This window comes from Escherichia sp. KCJ4928 (assembly GCF_004352695.1).
Classification (GTDB): domain Bacteria; phylum Pseudomonadota; class Gammaproteobacteria; order Enterobacterales; family Enterobacteriaceae; genus ECMA0423.
This window is the reverse complement of the sequence record NZ_SJWV01000083.1, coordinates 1-17,668: the sequence shown is the minus strand read 5'-3', so window position 1 is coordinate 17,668 and position 17,668 is coordinate 1. Positions and strand designations below refer to the sequence as shown.

The following is a 17,668-nucleotide window of genomic DNA, read 5'->3' as shown; positions in this document are numbered from 1 at the left end:
GTTTTAAGATGCGAAACATAAAATTCAATGGAGGAAAAATAAATGGGAATGATTGGTTATTTTGCAGAAATTGACTCAGAAAAGATTAACCAACTGCTTGAGTCTACTGAAAAACCTTTGATGGATAATATACATGACACGCTTTCAGGATTACGCCGACTGGATATTGATAAACGCTGGGATTTTTTACACTTTGGGCTGACAGGCACCTCTGCTTTTGATCCCGCGAAGAATGATCCGCTGAGTCGTGCCGTGCTTGGTGAACACAGCCTCGAAGATGGCATAGATGGCTTCCTGGGATTGACCTGGAATCAGGAGTTAGCCGCGACAATCGACCGACTGGAATCACTGGATCGAAGTGAGCTGCGTAAACAGTTTTCCATTAAGCGACTCAATGAAATGGAGATTTATCCGGGAGTGACCTTTTCAGAAGAGTTAGAGGGGCAACTCTTTGCTTCGATCATGCTTGATATGGAAAAGCTGATTAGCGCGTATCGACGTATGCTGCGACAAGGGAATCATGCGCTGACGGTTATTGTTGGGTGATGGTGTCAGGGCACCAAAAAAAACCGCCGAACATGTCGGCGGCTTTCTGACTTACAAACTGATAGCTTACATCAGCGGCATTGCTAACCGCACAATGCTAATCAGCGGTTGTGGCCATACACCCAGCACCAGTACCAACAGTGCAGAGATCAGCACCACGATACCGCCTGCGCTGTACTGCCAGTTTGACGGTGCATCGCGACCCGGTTGTTCCGGGGCGTGCAGGTACAGGCTCACCGCCACGCGCAGGTAGTAGTAAAGGCCGATTGCCGAACCGACAACCACGGCGCCCACCAGCCACCACAAGTGTGCCTGGACACCGACCGCCAGCACGTAGAACTTACCAATAAAGCCCAGCGTCATCGGAATACCGGCCAGAGACAGCATCATCACCGTCATCACCGCCGCGAGGATCGGGCGATGCCAGAACAGACCGCGGTAAGAGAACAGGGAATCAGCATCCGGGCCACGGTACGGGCTGGACATCAGGCTGACCACGCCGAACGCGCCGAGGCTGCTGAACAGATAACCGGCCAGGTAAACTCCTACCGCTTCCATCGACATCTCGCCCGTTTGCAGCGCAATCAGCGCCACCAGCAGATAGCCGAGGTGAGAGATAGATGAGTAACCGAGCAGACGTTTGATATTGGTCTGGCTCAGCGCCATCAGGTTACCGAAGATGATAGAGGCAAAGGCGATAATCGCCAGCACTACCCGAATCGCTTCGCTGTCACCCACTGGTGCGTAGAGGAACAGACGCATCACCACACCGAAGATAGCGATTTTGCTCGCCGTCGCCAGGAAAGTGGAAACCGGCGCAGGCGCGCCCTGGTATACGTCTGGCGTCCACAGGTGGAACGGCACCAGAGAGAGTTTGAAGCCGAGGCCAACAATCATCAGTCCGAAACCTGCCAGCAACAGCGGCTCGTTGAGCATACCGTCGCCGAGGTTTTTACCCAGCGCGACAAACGACAGGTCGCCAGACTGTGCATACACCAGCGCCATACCAAACAGCAGGAAAGAAGACGCTGCGGCAGAAAGGATGGTGTATTTGATACTGGCTTCCAGCGAACGTTTCTGGCGGAAAGCGTAACCGACCAGGCCAAACAGCGGCAAAGAGATCAGTTCAATACCGAGGAACAAAGACGCCAGATGGTTGGCATTCGCCAGCAGGATCCCGCCCAGCGCGGCAATTAACACCAACAGGTAGAACTCATCCTTGTTGTCGTTATAGCCTTCAAGCCACGGGTAGGCGAAAGTACAGGTGGCGAGGCTCGCCAACAATACCAGCCCGGTGTAAAGCATGGCGAAACCATCAACGCGCATCAGCGGCGTAACGTCCATAGCGCCCGCCTGGCCGACAAACCAGAGCGAAACCAGCGCCGCGTTAAGCCCAATAACCGAGAGCGTAGCGTTGAGGAAATGATTGCGTCGCCACGCAATGGAGAGCATCACAACCACCACCGTCAAGCCGACGATCAGCAACGGTAGCAGTGCGATCAGGTTTTGTGGAGTTATTGTCATGGCGATTTACGGCCTTGTAGTAGTAACGGAATTAACAAACCACTGCTGGATATTGCCAATCGCGGAGTGCGAGGTATCCAGAATCGGCTGCGGATAGAAGCCCAGCAGTACCAGCAGCACCACCAGCAACAGGATCATAAACAGCTCACGCAGCGACATCCCTGGCAGTTCCTGGCTGGCAATCTGGCTTTTCGCTTTACCGAAGTAAGCGCGATGTAACATCGCCAGCGAATAAACAGATGCAAAGACCAGCCCAAAGGTAGAGATAACGGTAATCACCGGGACAACCTGGAAGCTGCCGAACAGAATCATAAATTCGCCGACGAAGTTACCGGTGCCAGGCATCCCAAGCGTTGCCACCGCAAAGAACAGCGACAGTGCTGGCAGCCATTTCATCTTGCTCCACAGACCGCCCATCATGCGCATGTCGCGGGTATGGATACGTTCATAAAGCTGACCACAAAGAATAAACAGACCCGCCGCCGACAAACCGTGCGCAATCATCTGGATTACCGCGCCCTGGTAGGCCAACTGGCTGCCGGTGTAGATAGCAATCAGCACGAAGCCCATGTGGGAAACCGAGGTGTAGGCGATCAGACGTTTGATATCGGTCTGGGCGAAGGCCATCCACGCACCGTAGAAGATGCCGATAACACCCAGCCACATAGCAATTGGCGCGAACTCTGCCGACGCGTTCGGGAACAGCGGCAGGGAGAAACGCAGCAAACCGTAAGCGGCAGTTTTCAGCAAGATCCCCGCGAGGTCAACGGAACCGGCGGTCGGAGCCTGGGAGTGCGCATCCGGCAGCCAGCCATGCAGCGGAACCACCGGCATTTTGACTGCGAAGGCGATGAAGAAGCCCAGCATTAACAGGTATTCCACACCACTGGACATTGGCGTATTCAGCAGCTCTTCATAGTTGAAGGTCCAGACGCCGGTCGCATTGTAGTGAACAAAAACCAGCGCCAGGATGGCAATCAACATCACCAGGCCACTCGCCTGGGTGTAAATGAAGAACTTGGTTGCCGCCGTGATACGCGTTTTACCGTCAGAGGCTTTATGCCCCCACAGTGCGATCAGGAAGTACATCGGCACCAGCATCATTTCCCAGAAGAAGAAGAACAGGAACATGTCGATGGCAAGGAACACGCCGATAACGCCGCCCAGGATCCACATCAGGTTGAGGTGGAAGAAGCCCTGATATTTTTCGATCTCTTTCCACGAACATAGTACCGCCAGCACACCGAGCAGACCGGTCAGCACGACCATCAGCAGCGACAGCCCGTCAATGGCGAGATGAATAGAGATACCAAAACGCGGGATCCACGGCATGTCGAATTCAGACTGCCACTGCGGAATTCCGGCGGATTGCGTCAGTGAATAACCGCCCTGCAACCACAGTTGCAGCGACAGCGCCAGCGTCAATCCCATGGTGATCAGCGCGATCCAGCGTGGCACCTTGACGCCAAAGCGTTCGGTCTGCCAGCACAGGAAGCCGCCAATAAAGGGAATTAATATTAGCCAGGGTAGTAACATGGCGATCTTTATTCCTTGTAAAAGTCCCGTCAGGACCGGATTTTCAACGAATTCTCACGACAGAAAATTCTCTTCGGACTGGGGGTAGTGTCGGATGCACCGCGAAGGCGGCTTATCCGACCTACGTTCTTATATGCCCAGGGGCAATCCCACAATCCTTAACTCAACGCAGTACCATCAACAGTGCCAGCACCACGACCGCACCGATGCTCATGGATGCCACATACCAGCGCAGATAGCCGTTCTCACTTAACAGCAGACCTTTACCTGCAAAGCGGGAAAGGACAGCCGGGATGTTCATCATTGAGTTCAGCGGATCGCGTTTCAGCAACCAGGCAATACCCAGGAACGGCTTGACGAACACTTTGTCATACAGCCAGTCAAATCCCCAGGCGTTGTACCACCAGGTGCCCAGCAGACGGCCCGGCGCACTGTTGGCGATGGAGGTCACCAGAGTACGTTTACCCAGCCACAGCCAGGCTGCCAGCAGAATGCCGACCACCGCGACCACGCCAGAGGTAATTTCCAGGGTCAACATGCTGCCGTGCGCCAGTTCCGTCGTTTGCGGAAGCACGCCCTGCAGCGGCGGTACAATCAGTGCGCCAACGAAGGTGGAAAGGATCAGCAGCACAATCAGCGGCAGGCTGTGAGTTACCCCTTTCACGGCGTGAGCGTGAATTTGTTCTTTTCCGTGGAAGACGATGAAAATCATACGGAAGGTGTAGAGCGAGGTCATAAACGCACCGACCAGACCTGCCACCATCAGATTGATATGACCATTCGCCATCGCACCCGCGAGGATCTCATCCTTACTGAAGAAGCCCGCAGTGACCAGCGGTAGTGCCGACAGTGCTGCGCCGCCCACCAGGAAGCAGAGATAAACCAGCGGAATAGATTTACGCAGACCGCCCATCTTGAAGATGTTCTGTTCGTGATGGCAGGCCAGAATGACGGAACCGGATGCCAGGAACAGCAGCGCTTTAAAGAACGCGTGAGTCATCAAGTGGAAAATCGCCGCATCCCATGCCTGCACGCCAAGCGCGAGGAACATGTAGCCAATCTGGCTCATGGTAGAGTAAGCGAGAACACGTTTGATGTCGGTCTGTACCAGCGCGGCAAAACCGGCCAGCAGCAGCGTAACCGCCCCGACAATACCCACCAGATGCAGAACTTCCGGCGTCATCAGGAACAGGCCGTGGGTACGGGCGATCAGGTAGACACCCGCGGTTACCATCGTTGCGGCGTGGATCAGCGCGGAGACAGGCGTCGGGCCCGCCATCGCGTCAGCAAGCCATGTCTGCAACGGCAACTGCGCAGATTTACCGACCGCACCGCCCAGCAGCATCAGCGTCGCGCACATCAGCATGTTATTGCCGTCAGCAAAGTGCGCTGGTGCCAGTTCCACCATTTCGCGGAAGTTCAGGGTGCCCAGTTCGTTGTAAAGAATGAACAGTGCGAAAGCGAGGAAAACGTCACCCACACGGGTCACGACGAACGCTTTCATTGCCGCTGCGCCATTCTTCGGATCGGTGTAATAGAAACCGATCAGCAGATAGGAGCACAGGCCCACGCCTTCCCAGCCGAGGTACATCAGCAGCAGGTTATCGGCGAGAACCAGAACTACCATGCTGGCGATGAACAGGTTGGTGTAGGCGAAGAAGCGAGAGTAGCCCTCTTCACCGCGCATGTACCAGGAGGCGTACATGTGAATAAGGAAACCCACACCAGTGACCACCGAGAGCATGGTCAGCGACAGGCCGTCCAGCACCAGGTTAAAACCGATGTTAAAGTCGCCTACCGACATCCACGTCCACAGCGGCTGGCTGTATGACTGCTCGCCGTTAGCGAAGAAATCAACGCCGATAAAGGCGGTTACCAGCGCCGCCAGGCCCACAGAGCCAACGCCGACGATCGCCGAAACGTTTTCAGACCAGCGCCCACGGGAGAACGCCAGCAGGACGAAGCCAATCAATGGCAAAATAATGGTTAAGGCAAGCATGTTCATCCGCGCATCTCACTTACTGAATCGATGTTCAGGTTCTGGCGACGACGGTGAAGTTGCAGCAGCAGCGCAAGGCCGATACTCGCTTCTGCCGCCGCGAGGCTGATGGCGAGAATGTACATCACCTGACCGTCGGTCTGACCCCAGTAGCTTCCGGCGACCACAAAGGCCAGCGCGGAGGCGTTAATCATGATTTCCAGACCAATCAGCATAAACAGCAGATTGCGACGGATAACCAGACCGGTTAAGCCAAGAACGAATAAGATTGCCGCGAGGATCAGTCCATGTTGTAAGGGGATCATGCGTGCTCCTCCGTTTTTCTTTTCGCGCTGTCGTCTTTACGATTGCTCAGCACTTCACCCGCACGCTCTTCACGACCGACGTGGAAGGCCACAACCAGACCCGCGAGCAGCAGCATAGAAGCCAGTTCCACCGCCAGTACGTAAGGCCCGAACAGCGTAATACCCACTGCTTTAGCACTGATTGGCGTACCGTCGATACCCTGATCATTAACACCAAGGATGGCGTAAACAATCACCACCAGCATGATGGCCGACAAAATTGCCGGACCAATCCACACCTGCGGTTTCAGCCACTGGCGTTCCTGTTCGATTTCTGAACCGCCCAGGTTGAGCATCATCACCACGAACACGAACAGCACCATAATGGCACCCGCGTAGACGATAATTTCCAGCGCACCGGCGAAGTAAGCGCCCAGTGAGAAGAACACCCCGGAAATCGCCAGCAGCGAAATAATCAGGTACAGCAGTGCGTGTACCGGATTGGTATGGGTGATCACTCGCAAGGTCGCAAGTATGGCTATCAGGCCACAGATATAAAAAGCGAACTCCATTGCCCCTCTCCTTACGGTAACAGGCTCTTGACGTCGATAGGCTTGGCTTCGTTCTCTGCTTCGCCCTTATCTTTGCCGTCGATTGCCATACCTGCCATCCGGTAGAAGTTATATTCCGGGTATTTGCCCGGACCGGAGATCAGCAGATCCTCTTTTTCGTAAACCAGATCCTGGCGCTTGTATTCCCCCATTTCGAAATCCGGGGTTAACTGAATCGCCGTGGTCGGACAGGCTTCTTCGCACAGACCACAGAAAATGCAGCGTGAGAAGTTGATGCGGAAAAATTCCGGGTACCAGCGACCGTCTTTGGTTTCTGCTTTTTGCAGCGAGATACAGCCGACCGGGCAGGCTACCGCGCAGAGGTTACAGGCTACGCAACGCTCTTCGCCGTCCGGGTCGCGGGTCAGAACGATACGACCACGATAACGGGGCGGCAGATAGACCGGCTCTTCCGGGTACATTCGCGTTTCGCGTTTGGCGAACGCGTGCAGGCCGATCATCCAGATACTACGAACCTGGGTGCCGAAACCTACTAACAATTCTTTTAAGGTCATGGTCTTATTGCCCCTTATTGCGCCTGCCAGAGAATGACAGCCGCCGTTACCAGCAAGTTGATCAGCGTCAGCGGCAGGCAGATTTTCCAGCCGAAGGACATTACCTGGTCATAACGCGGACGCGGTAACGACGCACGAATCAAAATGAACATCATCATAAAGAACGCGGTTTTCAGCGCGAACCAGATGAATGGCGGTAACAACGGGCCTTGCCAGCCACCGAAGAACAGCGTCACCATCAATGCAGAGATGGTCACAATCCCGATGTACTCACCCACGAAGAACAGACCGAACTTCATACCGGAATATTCAATGTGGTAACCATCCGCCAGTTCCTGCTCGGCTTCCGGCTGGTCAAACGGGTGACGGTGACATACCGCCACGCCCGCGATGGCAAAGGTAATAAAACCAAAGAATTGCGGGATAACGTTCCACACATGCGCCTGGCTGTTGACGATGTCGGTCATGTTGAATGAACCGGCCTGCGCCACCACGCCCATCAGGGAAAGCCCGAGGAACACTTCGTAGCTCAGGGTCTGCGCAGAAGCACGCATCGCACCCAGCAACGAGTATTTGTTGTTACTTGACCAGCCCGCAAACAGCACCGCGTAAACCGCCAGACCTGCCATCATCAGGAAGAACAAAATCCCGATGTTCAGGTCGGCAACCACCCAACCCGGACTGACTGGCACAATCGCAAAGGCCAGCAGCAGCGAGGTAAAGGCAATCATCGGTGCCAGGGTAAAGATGACGCGATCCGAGAATTTCGGGATCCAGTCTTCTTTAAAGAACATTTTGATCATGTCCGCAACCAGCTGGAGCGAACCGCCCCAGCCAACACGGTTAGGTCCGTAACGGTTCTGGAACAGACCCAGCAGGCGACGTTCGCCAAAGCTCATGAATGCCCCGCAGGTGACAACCACCAGCAGGATCACCACCGCTTTGAGGATGGTCAGCAGGATCTCAATCAGTTCCGGTGATATCCAACTCATTGTTGTGCCTCCTTGAGATCCTCAAGATGCGCGCCAGCCAGCACCGGAGCAATGCCGGACATACCCATCGGCAAACCCACCTGCCCTGCCGTCAGCCCTTCAGCGATTTCAACCGGCAGCGTGACCGTGTTGCCATCGTAACTAAAGGAGACGCGAGCGCCTGCGTTCACGCCCAACTTCGCGGCATCCGCTGGGTTGAGTTTGATGTACGGCTGCGGCATACGGCTCTGGAAGACCGGAGCACGCTGTGACAATTCATCGCTGCCAAACAGGTGGTAATACGGCGCGATACGCCATTTCCCGTCCTGCGGCTGGAAGCGTGCCGGTACGCTGGTGAAGTAATCCAGACCATTTTCGCTGGTTTCAAACAGACGCACGCCCGGATCGCCAAAGCGCAGTTTGCCGCCCACTTCGTCCTGGAATTTGTTCCACGCCTGCGGGGAGTTCCAGCCCGGCGCCCAGGCAAACGGCACTTGCGAACGGTGCGCGGTCGGCTGGTTGTTACCTTCCATCGAGAAGGTGAACATGGTGTCAATATCCTGCGGCTGACGCGGCTCATGAACGCTGATATTGGCGCGCATGGCGGTACGACCGCTGTAACGGTGCGGTTCACGGGCCAGTTTCTGCCCACGAATACGGAATGTCGCATCCGGCGCAGCATCTTTGATACCTGCCAGTTCCGGGATTTTCGCCACAACAGCGTCAATCACATGGTCGAGCTGCGTCCAGTCCACTTCACGGCTCAGCAGGGTGCTGTGCAGCGAGTGTAACCAGCGCCAGCTTTCCAGCATGACAGTTTTGCTGTCGTAATAAGCAGGATCGTAAACCTGGAAGAAACGTTGGGCGCGGCCTTCGTTGTTGATCACCGTACCGTCGCTTTCAGCAAAGCTGGCAGCAGAAAGTACCAGATGGGCGTTTTCCATAATCGCTGTGCGTTGATGATCAACCACCATCACCAGCGGCGCTTTAGCCAGCGCAGCATTCACGCGGGTAGCGGAAGCGTGACGATGCAGATCGTTTTCCAGCACCACCACCGCGTCGGCGCGTCCGGTTTCCAGTTCGGTCAACGCTTCTTCAAGCGAACCGCCACCCATAATGCCCAGCCCCATGCTGTTGACGGAACGGGCAATCATGGTGATACCAACGTCAGCGCCGCGACCTTTCAGGGCTTTCGCGACGTTAGCCGCAGCCTGAATCACCTCTATGCTACCGGCGTTCGTCCCGGAGATAATCAACGGTTTCTTCGCACCTGCCAGTGCCTGCACGATGACGTCGATTTTGCTTTGCAGCTCAGGTTCGATACCGTCAACCGCTGGCGCAGAGTTATCCAGCGCATGGGCGATGGCAAAACCTAAACGCGCCTGATCTTCAACCGGTGCGCGGTAAGTCCACGCCGCGATATCATCCAGACGGGTGTCATCAACGTTGGTAACAAACAGCGGATGCTTCGCACGTTGACCGATGTTGAGGATTGCCGCAATCTGCCAGTCAGCCACTTTCTGTGCTGCCGCCATTTCGCGCGCTTTACCTTTCACAGCCTGACGCACTGCCAGCGCGACGCGCGCGCCGGTCTGGGTAACGTCTTCGCCCAGCACCAGTACCGCATCGTAAGATTCGATTTCGCGCAGAGCCGGAGTATAAATGCCGCCTTCACGCAGCACTTTCAGCGCCAGTTGCAGACGTTCCTGCTCACCGTGAGCGATACCGGTGTAGAAGTTTTCTTCGCCCACCAGTTCACGCAGCGCAAAGTTGCTTTCCACGCTGGCACGCGGAGAACCAATACCGATCACTTTCTTCGACTGACGCAGAATATCTGCCGCGCCCTGCATTGCCTGTTCGGCGTTGAGGGTAATGAAATCATCGCCACGACGCTGTACTGGCTGACGCGGACGATCCTTCAGGTTGACGTAACCGTAACCGAAACGACCACGGTCGCAGAGGAAGTAGTGGTTTACCGTACCGTTGTAACGGTTTTCGATACGACGCAGTTCGCCGTAACGTTCACCGGGGCTGATGTTACAGCCGATGGAACATTGCTGGCAGATGCTCGGCGCAAACTGCATATCCCATTTACGGTTGTAACGCTCGGAGTGCGTTTTGTCGGTAAATACGCCGGTCGGGCAAATTTCGACCAGGTTACCGGAAAATTCGCTTTCCAGCGTGCCGTCTTCCGGGCGACCGAAGTAGACGTTGTCGTGCGCACCGTAAACGCCCAGATCTGTACCGTCAGCGTAATCTTTGTAGTAACGCACACAGCGGTAGCAGGCGATGCAGCGGTTCATTTCGTGAGAGATGAATGGCCCCAAATCCTGATTACGGTGGGTACGTTTGGTGAAACGGTAGCGACGGAAGCTGTGTCCGGTCATCACGGTCATATCCTGAAGATGGCAGTTACCGCCTTCTTCACATACCGGACAGTCGTGCGGGTGGTTGGTCATTAACCACTCGACCACACTTTCACGGAACTGTTTCGCTTCTTCGTCGTCAATGGAAATAAAGGTGCCATCGGAAGCCGGTGTCATACAGGACATCACCAGGCGACCACGCGTGTCTTCCGCGTTTTGGTATTGCTTCACCGCACACTGGCGGCAAGCACCGACGCTTCCCAGCGCCGGATGCCAGCAAAAGTAAGGAATATCAAGGCCCAGAGACAGACAAGCTTCCAGCAGGTTGTCCGCTCCGTTGACCTCGTATTCTTTGCCGTCTACATGAATTGTAGCCATTAGCATGCTTCCAGTTTTCTCGGTCAGGGACCGAGCGTTAATCGAAATTCGGTTACCAGCGCTCTTTCAGCAGGTTCGGCTGAATCCCATTAATCAAATGGGTATTGCTGAACGGCTGTTTGATTCCCGCCTCAAATTCTTCGCGGAAATATTTGATGGCGCTCTGTAACGGCTCCACTGCACCAGGTGCGTGGGCACAGAAAGTTTTACCCGGGCCTAAGAATCGACACAGTTGCTCAAGTGTTTCGATATCGCCCGGCTGACCTTCACCACGCTCCAGCGCACGCAGAATTTTCACGCTCCACGGCAGACCGTCGCGGCACGGCGTACACCAGCCGCAGGATTCACGGGCGAAAAACTCTTCCAGGTTACGCACCAGCGACACCATGTTGATCTCATGGTCAACCGCCATCGCCAGCGCCGTACCCAGACGGCTTCCCGCTTTACCGATACTTTCGAATTCCATCGGCAGATCAAGGTGCGCTTCGGTCAGGAAGTCAGTCCCCGCGCCGCCTGGCTGCCAGGCTTTAAATTTCAGACCATTACGCATACCACCGGCGTAATCTTCGAGGATCTCGCGTGCGGTGGTGCCGAACGGCAGTTCCCACAGTCCCGGATTTTTCACCCGACCGGAGAAGCCCATCAGCTTGGTGCCAGCATCTTTACTTTTCGAGATGTTCTGATACCACTCCACGCCGTTAGCGAGGATCGCCGGAACGTTACACAGGGTTTCGACGTTGTTGACACAGGTCGGTTTGCCCCATACGCCGGAGGTTGCCGGGAAGGGGGGTTTCGAGCGTGGGTTAGCACGACGCCCTTCCAGGGAGTTGATTAACGCTGTTTCTTCCCCGCAGATGTAGCGCCCTGCCCCGGTATGGACGAACAGTTCGAAGTCGAAACCTGTTCCCATAATGTTTTTGCCAAGCAAGCCCGCTTCAGTGGCTTCGGCAATGGCGCGGCGCAGATTTACTGCCGCTTCGATATATTCGCCACGCAGGAAGATGTAGCCACGGTAAGCTTTCAGCGCAAACGCGGAGATGAGCATACCTTCCACCAGCAGGTGCGGCAGTTGCTCCATCAGCAGGCGGTCTTTATAGGTGCCTGGCTCCATTTCATCGGCGTTACACAGCAGGTAACGGATGTTCATGGATTCGTCTTTCGGCATCAGGCTCCATTTCAGGCCGGTAGAAAAGCCCGCGCCACCGCGCCCTTTCAGACCAGCGTCTTTTACCTGATTAACGATTTCGTCCGGAGACAGCCCGGTCAGCGCCTTACGCGCGCCTTCGTAACCGTTTTTGCTGCGATATTCGTCCAGCCACACTGGCTGTTTGTCATCGCGCAGACGCCAGGTCAGCGGATGCGTTTCGGGAGTACGGATAATGTTTTTCATTTATACCGCTCCAGCAGTTCAGGGATCGCTTCCGGGGTCAGATGCGCGTGAGTATCCTCATCGATCATCATGTTTGGCCCTTTATCACAGTTCCCCAGGCAGCAAGTTGGCAGCAGCGTAAAGCGACCGTCAAATGTCGTTTGCCCTGGTTTGATGTTTAGCTTTTTCTCGAGCGCCGCCTGAATACCCTGGTAACCGTTGATATGACAGACCACGCTGTCGCAATAACGGATCACATGGCGGCCAACCGGCTGGCGGAAGATCTGGCTGTAGAACGTTGCCACACCTTCGACGTCGCTTGCCGGAATACCCAGCACATCGGCGATCGCGTGGATCGCACCATCCGGCACCCAGCCACGCTGCTTCTGAACGATTTTCAGCGCTTCAATGGACGCCGCACGCGGGTCTTCGTAGTGGTGCATCTCGTGCTCAATCGCTTCACGCTCTGCCGCACTCAGCTCAAAAGCCTCGGTTTGTGGTTGTTGATTCTCGTGCATAATTAGCGGTCCACATCTGACATAACAAAATCGATACTGCCCAGATAAACAATCAGGTCAGACACCAGGCTGCCGCGGATCGCCGCCGGAATTTGCTGCAAATGCGCATAACTCGGCGTGCGGATACGAGTGCGATAACTCATGGTGCTACCGTCGCTGGTCAGGTAGTAACTGTTGATCCCCTTGGTCGCCTCAATCATCTGGAAAGATTCATTGGCAGGCATCACCGGCCCCCACGACACTTGCAGGAAGTGGGTGATCAGGGTTTCGATATGTTGCAGCGTGCGCTCTTTCGGCGGCGGCGTGGTCAGCGGGTGATCCGCTTTGAACGGGCCTTCCGGCATGTTGTTGAGGCACTGCTCAAGAATGCGCAGACTCTGGCGCAGCTCTTCCACTTTCAGCATTACGCGGGTGTAGCAGTCAGAAACACCACCACCAACCGGGATTTCAAAGTCGAAGTTTTCATAGCCAGAATAAGGACGCGCCTTACGCACGTCGAAGTCGATCCCGGTAGCACGCAGGCCCGCGCCAGTGGTGCCCCACTCCAGCGCCTCTTTCGCGCCATAGGCGGCAACGCCCTGGGAACGACCTTTCAGAATGGTATTTTGCAGCGCCGCTTTCTCGTAAGACGCCAGACGTTTCGGCATCCAGTCGAGGAACTCACGCAGCAGGCGATCCCAGCCGCGCGGCAGGTCGTGCGCTACGCCGCCAATACGGAACCACGCCGGGTGCATACGGAAACCCGTGATCGCTTCCACCAGATCGTAAATTTTCTGACGATCGGTAAAGGCGAAGAACACGGGCGTCATTGCGCCGACGTCCTGAATAAAGGTCGAGATGTACAGCAGGTGGCTGTTGATACGGAACAGTTCGGAGAGCATAACGCGAATGACGTTAACGCGATCCGGCACGGTGATCCCGGCCAGTTTCTCTACCGCCAGCACGTAAGGCATTTCGTTAACGCAGCCGCCGAGGTATTCAATACGGTCGGTATACGGAATGTAGCTGTGCCAGGACTGGCGCTCGCCCATTTTCTCCGCACCACGGTGGTGGTAGCCGATGTCTGGTACGCAGTCGACAATCTCTTCGCCGTCGAGTTGTAAAACGATACGGAAAGCCCCGTGCGCCGACGGGTGGTTCGGACCGAGGTTGAGGAACATGAAGTCCTCGTTTTCGGTGCCGCGCTTCATCCCCCACTCTTCCGGTTTGAAGGTCAGGGCTTCCATCTCCAGATCCTGTTTGGCTTTGGTCAGCTCAAACGGCGAGAATTCGGTAGCGCGCGCCGGGTAATCTTTACGCAGCGGGTGACCTTTCCAGGTTTGCGGCATCATGATGCGGCGCAGGTTCGGGTGACCGTCGAAAGTAATGCCAAACAGATCCCAGGTTTCACGCTCATACCAGTTAGCGTTCGGGAACAGTTTGGTGAAGGTCGGTACGTGCAGGTCGTTTTCTGCCAGCGCCACCTTCAGCATGATGTCGCGGTTACGATCGATAGAAATCAGATGGTAGAAAACGGAAAAATCCGCGGCAGGTAACCCTTCGCGGTGTGTGCGCAGACGTTCGTCCATGCCGTGTAAGTCAAACAGCATGACGTAAGGTTTCGGCAGTTTCTTTAAGAAATCGCCAACTTCCAGTAATTGTTCACGCTTGATCCACACAACGGGAACCCCGGTGCGAGTCGCCTGAACAGTAAAGGCATCCGGCCCAAAACGGTTGCGCAGTTCGCCAATCACCGGATCATCAAGATGATCGCGGGTCTGCCAGGCGGGTTCTTGCGCGGTTAAGTCGGTCATATTGTTCACCATTGCAAATGGTCCGTGGTGACTGTCGGCGCAGTAAGCTTCGCGAAATAGATTTAGGAATAAGCGAAGAAAAATCCCTTTGCCGACAGGCGCAAATTAAATCTCGTCAGGTGTACGCAGGTTGGTTACGGCAATGCGTTCACCGCGCTTGCGTTCGCGCTCTGATTGCATATTGGCGCGATAAACGCCCTGATCGCCAACCACCCAGGAGAGCGGACGACGTTCTTTGCCGATAGATTCCTGCAACAGCATCAGTGCCTGCATGTACGCTTCAGGACGCGGCGGGCAGCCCGGGATATACACATCAACCGGGATGAATTTATCGACGCCCTGCACAACGGAATAAATATCGTACATACCGCCGGAGTTGGCACAGGCACCCATTGAGATAACCCATTTTGGTTCCAGCATCTGGTCATACAGACGCTGAATAACCGGTGCCATTTTGGTAAAGCAGGTTCCTGCAACCACCATCAGGTCAGCCTGACGCGGCGAAGCACGCAATACTTCTGCGCCAAAACGCGCCACGTCATGCACCGCGGTAAACGAAGTCACCATCTCAACGTAACAGCAGGAAAGACCGAAGTTATACGGCCAAATTGAGTTTTTACGACCCCAGTTAACCATGTCATTGAGCTTGCCCATAAACACGTTTTTGTTAACTTCTTGCTCCAGAGGGTCGGTTACGATCTCCTGCTTTTGCAGGGGGTAACGGTCGTTCTCACCGTTGGGATCTATGCGGGTGAGCGTATAATCCATCTTAATGCCTCGCGGTTAGCGTTGACGATTAGCGATACTGTTCGTTTCCGGGTTCATACGCTCGCGGCGTGAACGCGCGGGCGTCCAGTCCAGCGCGCCAATACGCACCAGATAAACCAGACCTGCCAGTAACACAAAAATAAAAATTGCAGCTTCCACAAAGCCTACCCAGCCGCTTTCGCGGATAGAGGTTGACCATGCGAACAGATACAGCGCTTCAACGTCGAAGATAACGAAGAACATGGCCACCAGATAAAACTTGGCGGACAGGCGTAAGCGGGCGGAGCCGACCGAGTCGATACCGGATTCAAACGGCACGTTTTTCGACCTCGCGCGTGCGCGACCGCCTAAAAACCAACCGCCTACCAGCATCAGGCAACACAGGCCAATGGCAACGATAAGAAAGATAGCGAATGCCCAGTGATGAGCGATGACTTCAGTGGATGTTGACATACTCATTGCTTACTCATCAAAAGTAGCGCCAGATTCACTGCTCTTCACGGCAGATGGACGCCACATCGATTCATGGGGAGGAATAAAAAAAACCTTACAATCACTGTAGAAATTCTTTTATACAGCTAATTGATGTGGTCTTTTACTCCTTTCTATAACCTTTTGTCAACTTTAACAAAAGTTTCTTCACATTAGTTTACATAATATCAACACCATTAGCATTTAATGCCCTTTCACCCCAGATCCTTGACGACTCCAGGATAATTAGATGTTGTTGAATCGTGTCCGTTGTGAAGCAATGGAAAAAATACGGGTCTATTTTGACAGGAATTTGTGTCGATTCCTCCCCCCAAAAGAGAGTATTTTCTTGATCTGTGACACGCTTTTGTCATTCCATAACAAAAACGCAGCAACAAATTTACGTATTTTTTAACATCATTGTAGCAGGTGATTTTTTTCAGGCGATTATTTGTGCGTTCGGGACGTGAATCTCTGGTGATTGAAAAATGAACAGTTTTGTACGTTCTGCACTATGCGAGGAAGGATTTTTACTAAAAAAAAGCCGCTGGGGTTTAAAACACCCCCAGCGGCTCGTTTTTTACACTATTGTCTCAGGAATTATCTATCGTCCGTCGATTACTCGATATCCCTTTCAATCAACAATGAATCATCCCCTTCCGGAGCAGACATTGGGCTGTATTGCCACGGATTATGGTAGCTCTCCATCGCCTGATAGATCACCTGGGCCAGCTCATTATTACTGGACGGGTCATAGCACAGCAAATATTCGGTATCAGGTAGCGGCGGTAAGCCATCTACTCCACTCAGCACACGCAGGTCCGGGCTCATCATCTCAACCGGCCTTGCCGTCACGCCAAGACCGGCTTTCACTGCCGCACGAACGGCCGGAAGCGTCGAGGCGACATAAGCCAGTCGCCATGGAATATCTGCTTTATTAAGCGTCGCCAGCACCATATCGCGAAACGGACTTGGATCATCCAGCAATACAAGAGGGATCGGCTCGCCTTTTTGCAATACGTATTCCGCTGCGCAGTACCAGTGTGTTGGCGAGGTACGCAGGTTCAATGCCTTAAACGCTGAAGGACGATGGGTGGTTACCATCAAATCCACTTCCTGGGATTCCAGCATTTCTGCCATATAGGCATTACGTTTAACGCGGACATCCAGCGCTAATTTCGGATAAACCGAACTCACGCGATTTAACAGGAAAGGTAAGATCGTATCGGCAGATTCATCTGAAGCACCGATAGTTAACACGCCCTGAAGATTACTGAACATTAATGATGAGCAGGCCTCATCATTAAAACGCAGGATTTTCCTGGCGTAACCAAGAAGTTGAATGCCATGTTCAGTTAACAGTTTGTTGCGACCGTGACGAGCGAACAGTTCTTTCCCAACGAGTTGTTCCAGACGCTGCATTTGCTGACTTACGGCGGACTGAGTACGACACACAGCGGCAGCTGCGGCAGCAAAAGTGTTCAGATCGGCAACAGCAACAAATGTTCTCAGCAGATCGAGGTCGAGGTTAATTATCGGACGATTTGCACTTATCATATATTATCACTTACTGGCGGCTCATACTGAGCTGGTTAATGCTGTGCACACACAAACAAGCAATTCCATTTGTAATGTGCCTCCCTGGCAGTTTCCTCCGGAACCCGGACGAAAGTAAAAATGCATATGAGTTGCACTAAAAAAGCGACTCACATTGTTCCGTTATAATGCCTGAAGTAGATCACAGAATATATCTTCAGGGATCGCATATCTATTAAGTTACTCACTCTTTTCTATTTATGACATGCGCGTGTTTGTATAAATGTAAATGTGAGTCCTTGTTCCACTCTCGTGCAGCATCGCTGGTCATACGCGAACACGTACAAACAGCAATGGTGAGGCGGCATCAAGAGCAGGGATCCGTCATTTATGCGAGCATTTTACCCCAAAAACCTTTTATTTATAAGGGTCATTGCGAATTATCTGATGCAAAGTTATGTTATGTTAGGCAAAGTAATCTTC

At 53.9% G+C, this 17,668-nt stretch carries 15 protein-coding genes; 1 reads left to right on the top strand and 14 read right to left on the bottom strand.

Translation table 11 applies throughout. From position 1 onward, the window contains the following. The first annotated feature begins 42 nt into the window (after positions 1-42). Positions 43-546 (top strand): YfbM family protein, encoded by a 504-nt coding sequence (locus E0D98_RS13540; RefSeq protein ID WP_000525365.1) that lies wholly within the window; start codon positions 43-45, stop codon positions 544-546. 66 nt (positions 547-612) lie between these two features. Here the strand turns inward: E0D98_RS13540 and nuoN are convergent, their stop codons facing one another. The 14 genes from nuoN to lrhA all read right to left on the bottom strand — a co-directional run bounded on the left by nuoN (position 613) and on the right by lrhA (position 17,206). Then, positions 613-2,070 carry an NADH-quinone oxidoreductase subunit NuoN gene (gene nuoN, locus E0D98_RS13535; protein ID WP_000156701.1) on the bottom strand — a complete coding sequence of 486 codons (1,458 nt, stop codon included), beginning with the start codon at positions 2,068-2,070 and terminating at the stop codon, positions 613-615. Between the two features lie 6 nt (positions 2,071-2,076). After that, a complete protein-coding gene (nuoM, locus tag E0D98_RS13530) occupies positions 2,077-3,606 on the bottom strand; it encodes an NADH-quinone oxidoreductase subunit M (protein WP_000926441.1) in 1,530 nt (509 codons plus the stop codon). Positions 3,607-3,769: 163 nt separating this feature from the next. Next, entirely contained in the window at positions 3,770-5,611 is a 1,842-nt protein-coding gene (gene nuoL / locus E0D98_RS13525) for an NADH-quinone oxidoreductase subunit L (RefSeq protein WP_131890693.1), read from the bottom strand. Further along, positions 5,608-5,910 (bottom strand): NADH-quinone oxidoreductase subunit NuoK, encoded by a 303-nt coding sequence (gene nuoK, locus E0D98_RS13520; RefSeq protein WP_000612644.1) that lies wholly within the window; start codon positions 5,908-5,910, stop codon positions 5,608-5,610. The genes nuoL and nuoK overlap by 4 nt, the downstream gene beginning before the upstream one ends. Next, positions 5,907-6,461, bottom strand: a complete 555-nt coding sequence (gene nuoJ, locus E0D98_RS13515; RefSeq protein WP_000393511.1) for an NADH-quinone oxidoreductase subunit J — start codon at positions 6,459-6,461, stop codon at positions 5,907-5,909. The genes nuoK and nuoJ overlap by 4 nt, the downstream gene beginning before the upstream one ends. Before the next feature lie 11 nt (positions 6,462-6,472). Then, positions 6,473-7,015 carry an NADH-quinone oxidoreductase subunit NuoI gene (gene nuoI / locus E0D98_RS13510; protein WP_000172749.1) on the bottom strand — a complete coding sequence of 181 codons (543 nt, stop codon included), beginning with the start codon at positions 7,013-7,015 and terminating at the stop codon, positions 6,473-6,475. Positions 7,016-7,029: 14 nt separating this feature from the next. Further along, complete coding sequence (gene nuoH / locus E0D98_RS13505) at positions 7,030-8,007, bottom strand: NADH-quinone oxidoreductase subunit NuoH (protein ID WP_000118507.1); 978 nt, start codon at positions 8,005-8,007, stop codon at positions 7,030-7,032. Further along, a complete protein-coding gene (nuoG, locus tag E0D98_RS13500; protein ID WP_001299497.1) occupies positions 8,004-10,730 on the bottom strand; it encodes an NADH-quinone oxidoreductase subunit NuoG in 2,727 nt (908 codons plus the stop codon). Before nuoG ends, nuoH begins: the two co-directional genes overlap by 4 nt. 52 nt (positions 10,731-10,782) lie before the next feature. Next, positions 10,783-12,120 carry an NADH-quinone oxidoreductase subunit NuoF gene (nuoF, locus tag E0D98_RS13495; RefSeq protein WP_047086689.1) on the bottom strand — a complete coding sequence of 446 codons (1,338 nt, stop codon included), beginning with the start codon at positions 12,118-12,120 and terminating at the stop codon, positions 10,783-10,785. Beyond that, positions 12,117-12,617 (bottom strand): NADH-quinone oxidoreductase subunit NuoE, encoded by a 501-nt coding sequence (gene nuoE / locus E0D98_RS13490; protein ID WP_000545042.1) that lies wholly within the window; start codon positions 12,615-12,617, stop codon positions 12,117-12,119. The genes nuoF and nuoE overlap by 4 nt, the downstream gene beginning before the upstream one ends. A gap of 2 nt (positions 12,618-12,619) precedes the next feature. Further along, positions 12,620-14,422 (bottom strand): NADH-quinone oxidoreductase subunit C/D, encoded by a 1,803-nt coding sequence (gene nuoC, locus E0D98_RS13485; protein WP_000247878.1) that lies wholly within the window; start codon positions 14,420-14,422, stop codon positions 12,620-12,622. A gap of 93 nt (positions 14,423-14,515) precedes the next feature. Next, positions 14,516-15,178: an NADH-quinone oxidoreductase subunit NuoB gene (gene nuoB / locus E0D98_RS13480; protein ID WP_000386733.1), complete on the bottom strand. Its 663-nt coding sequence runs from the start codon at positions 15,176-15,178 to the stop codon at positions 14,516-14,518. A 15-nt stretch (positions 15,179-15,193) separates the two neighbouring features. Beyond that, positions 15,194-15,637 carry an NADH-quinone oxidoreductase subunit NuoA gene (gene nuoA / locus E0D98_RS13475; RefSeq protein WP_000062997.1) on the bottom strand — a complete coding sequence of 148 codons (444 nt, stop codon included), beginning with the start codon at positions 15,635-15,637 and terminating at the stop codon, positions 15,194-15,196. Positions 15,638-16,267: 630 nt separating this feature from the next. Continuing rightward, positions 16,268-17,206: a transcriptional regulator LrhA gene (gene lrhA / locus E0D98_RS13470; protein ID WP_000622286.1), complete on the bottom strand. Its 939-nt coding sequence runs from the start codon at positions 17,204-17,206 to the stop codon at positions 16,268-16,270. Positions 17,207-17,668: the final 462 nt, after the last annotated feature.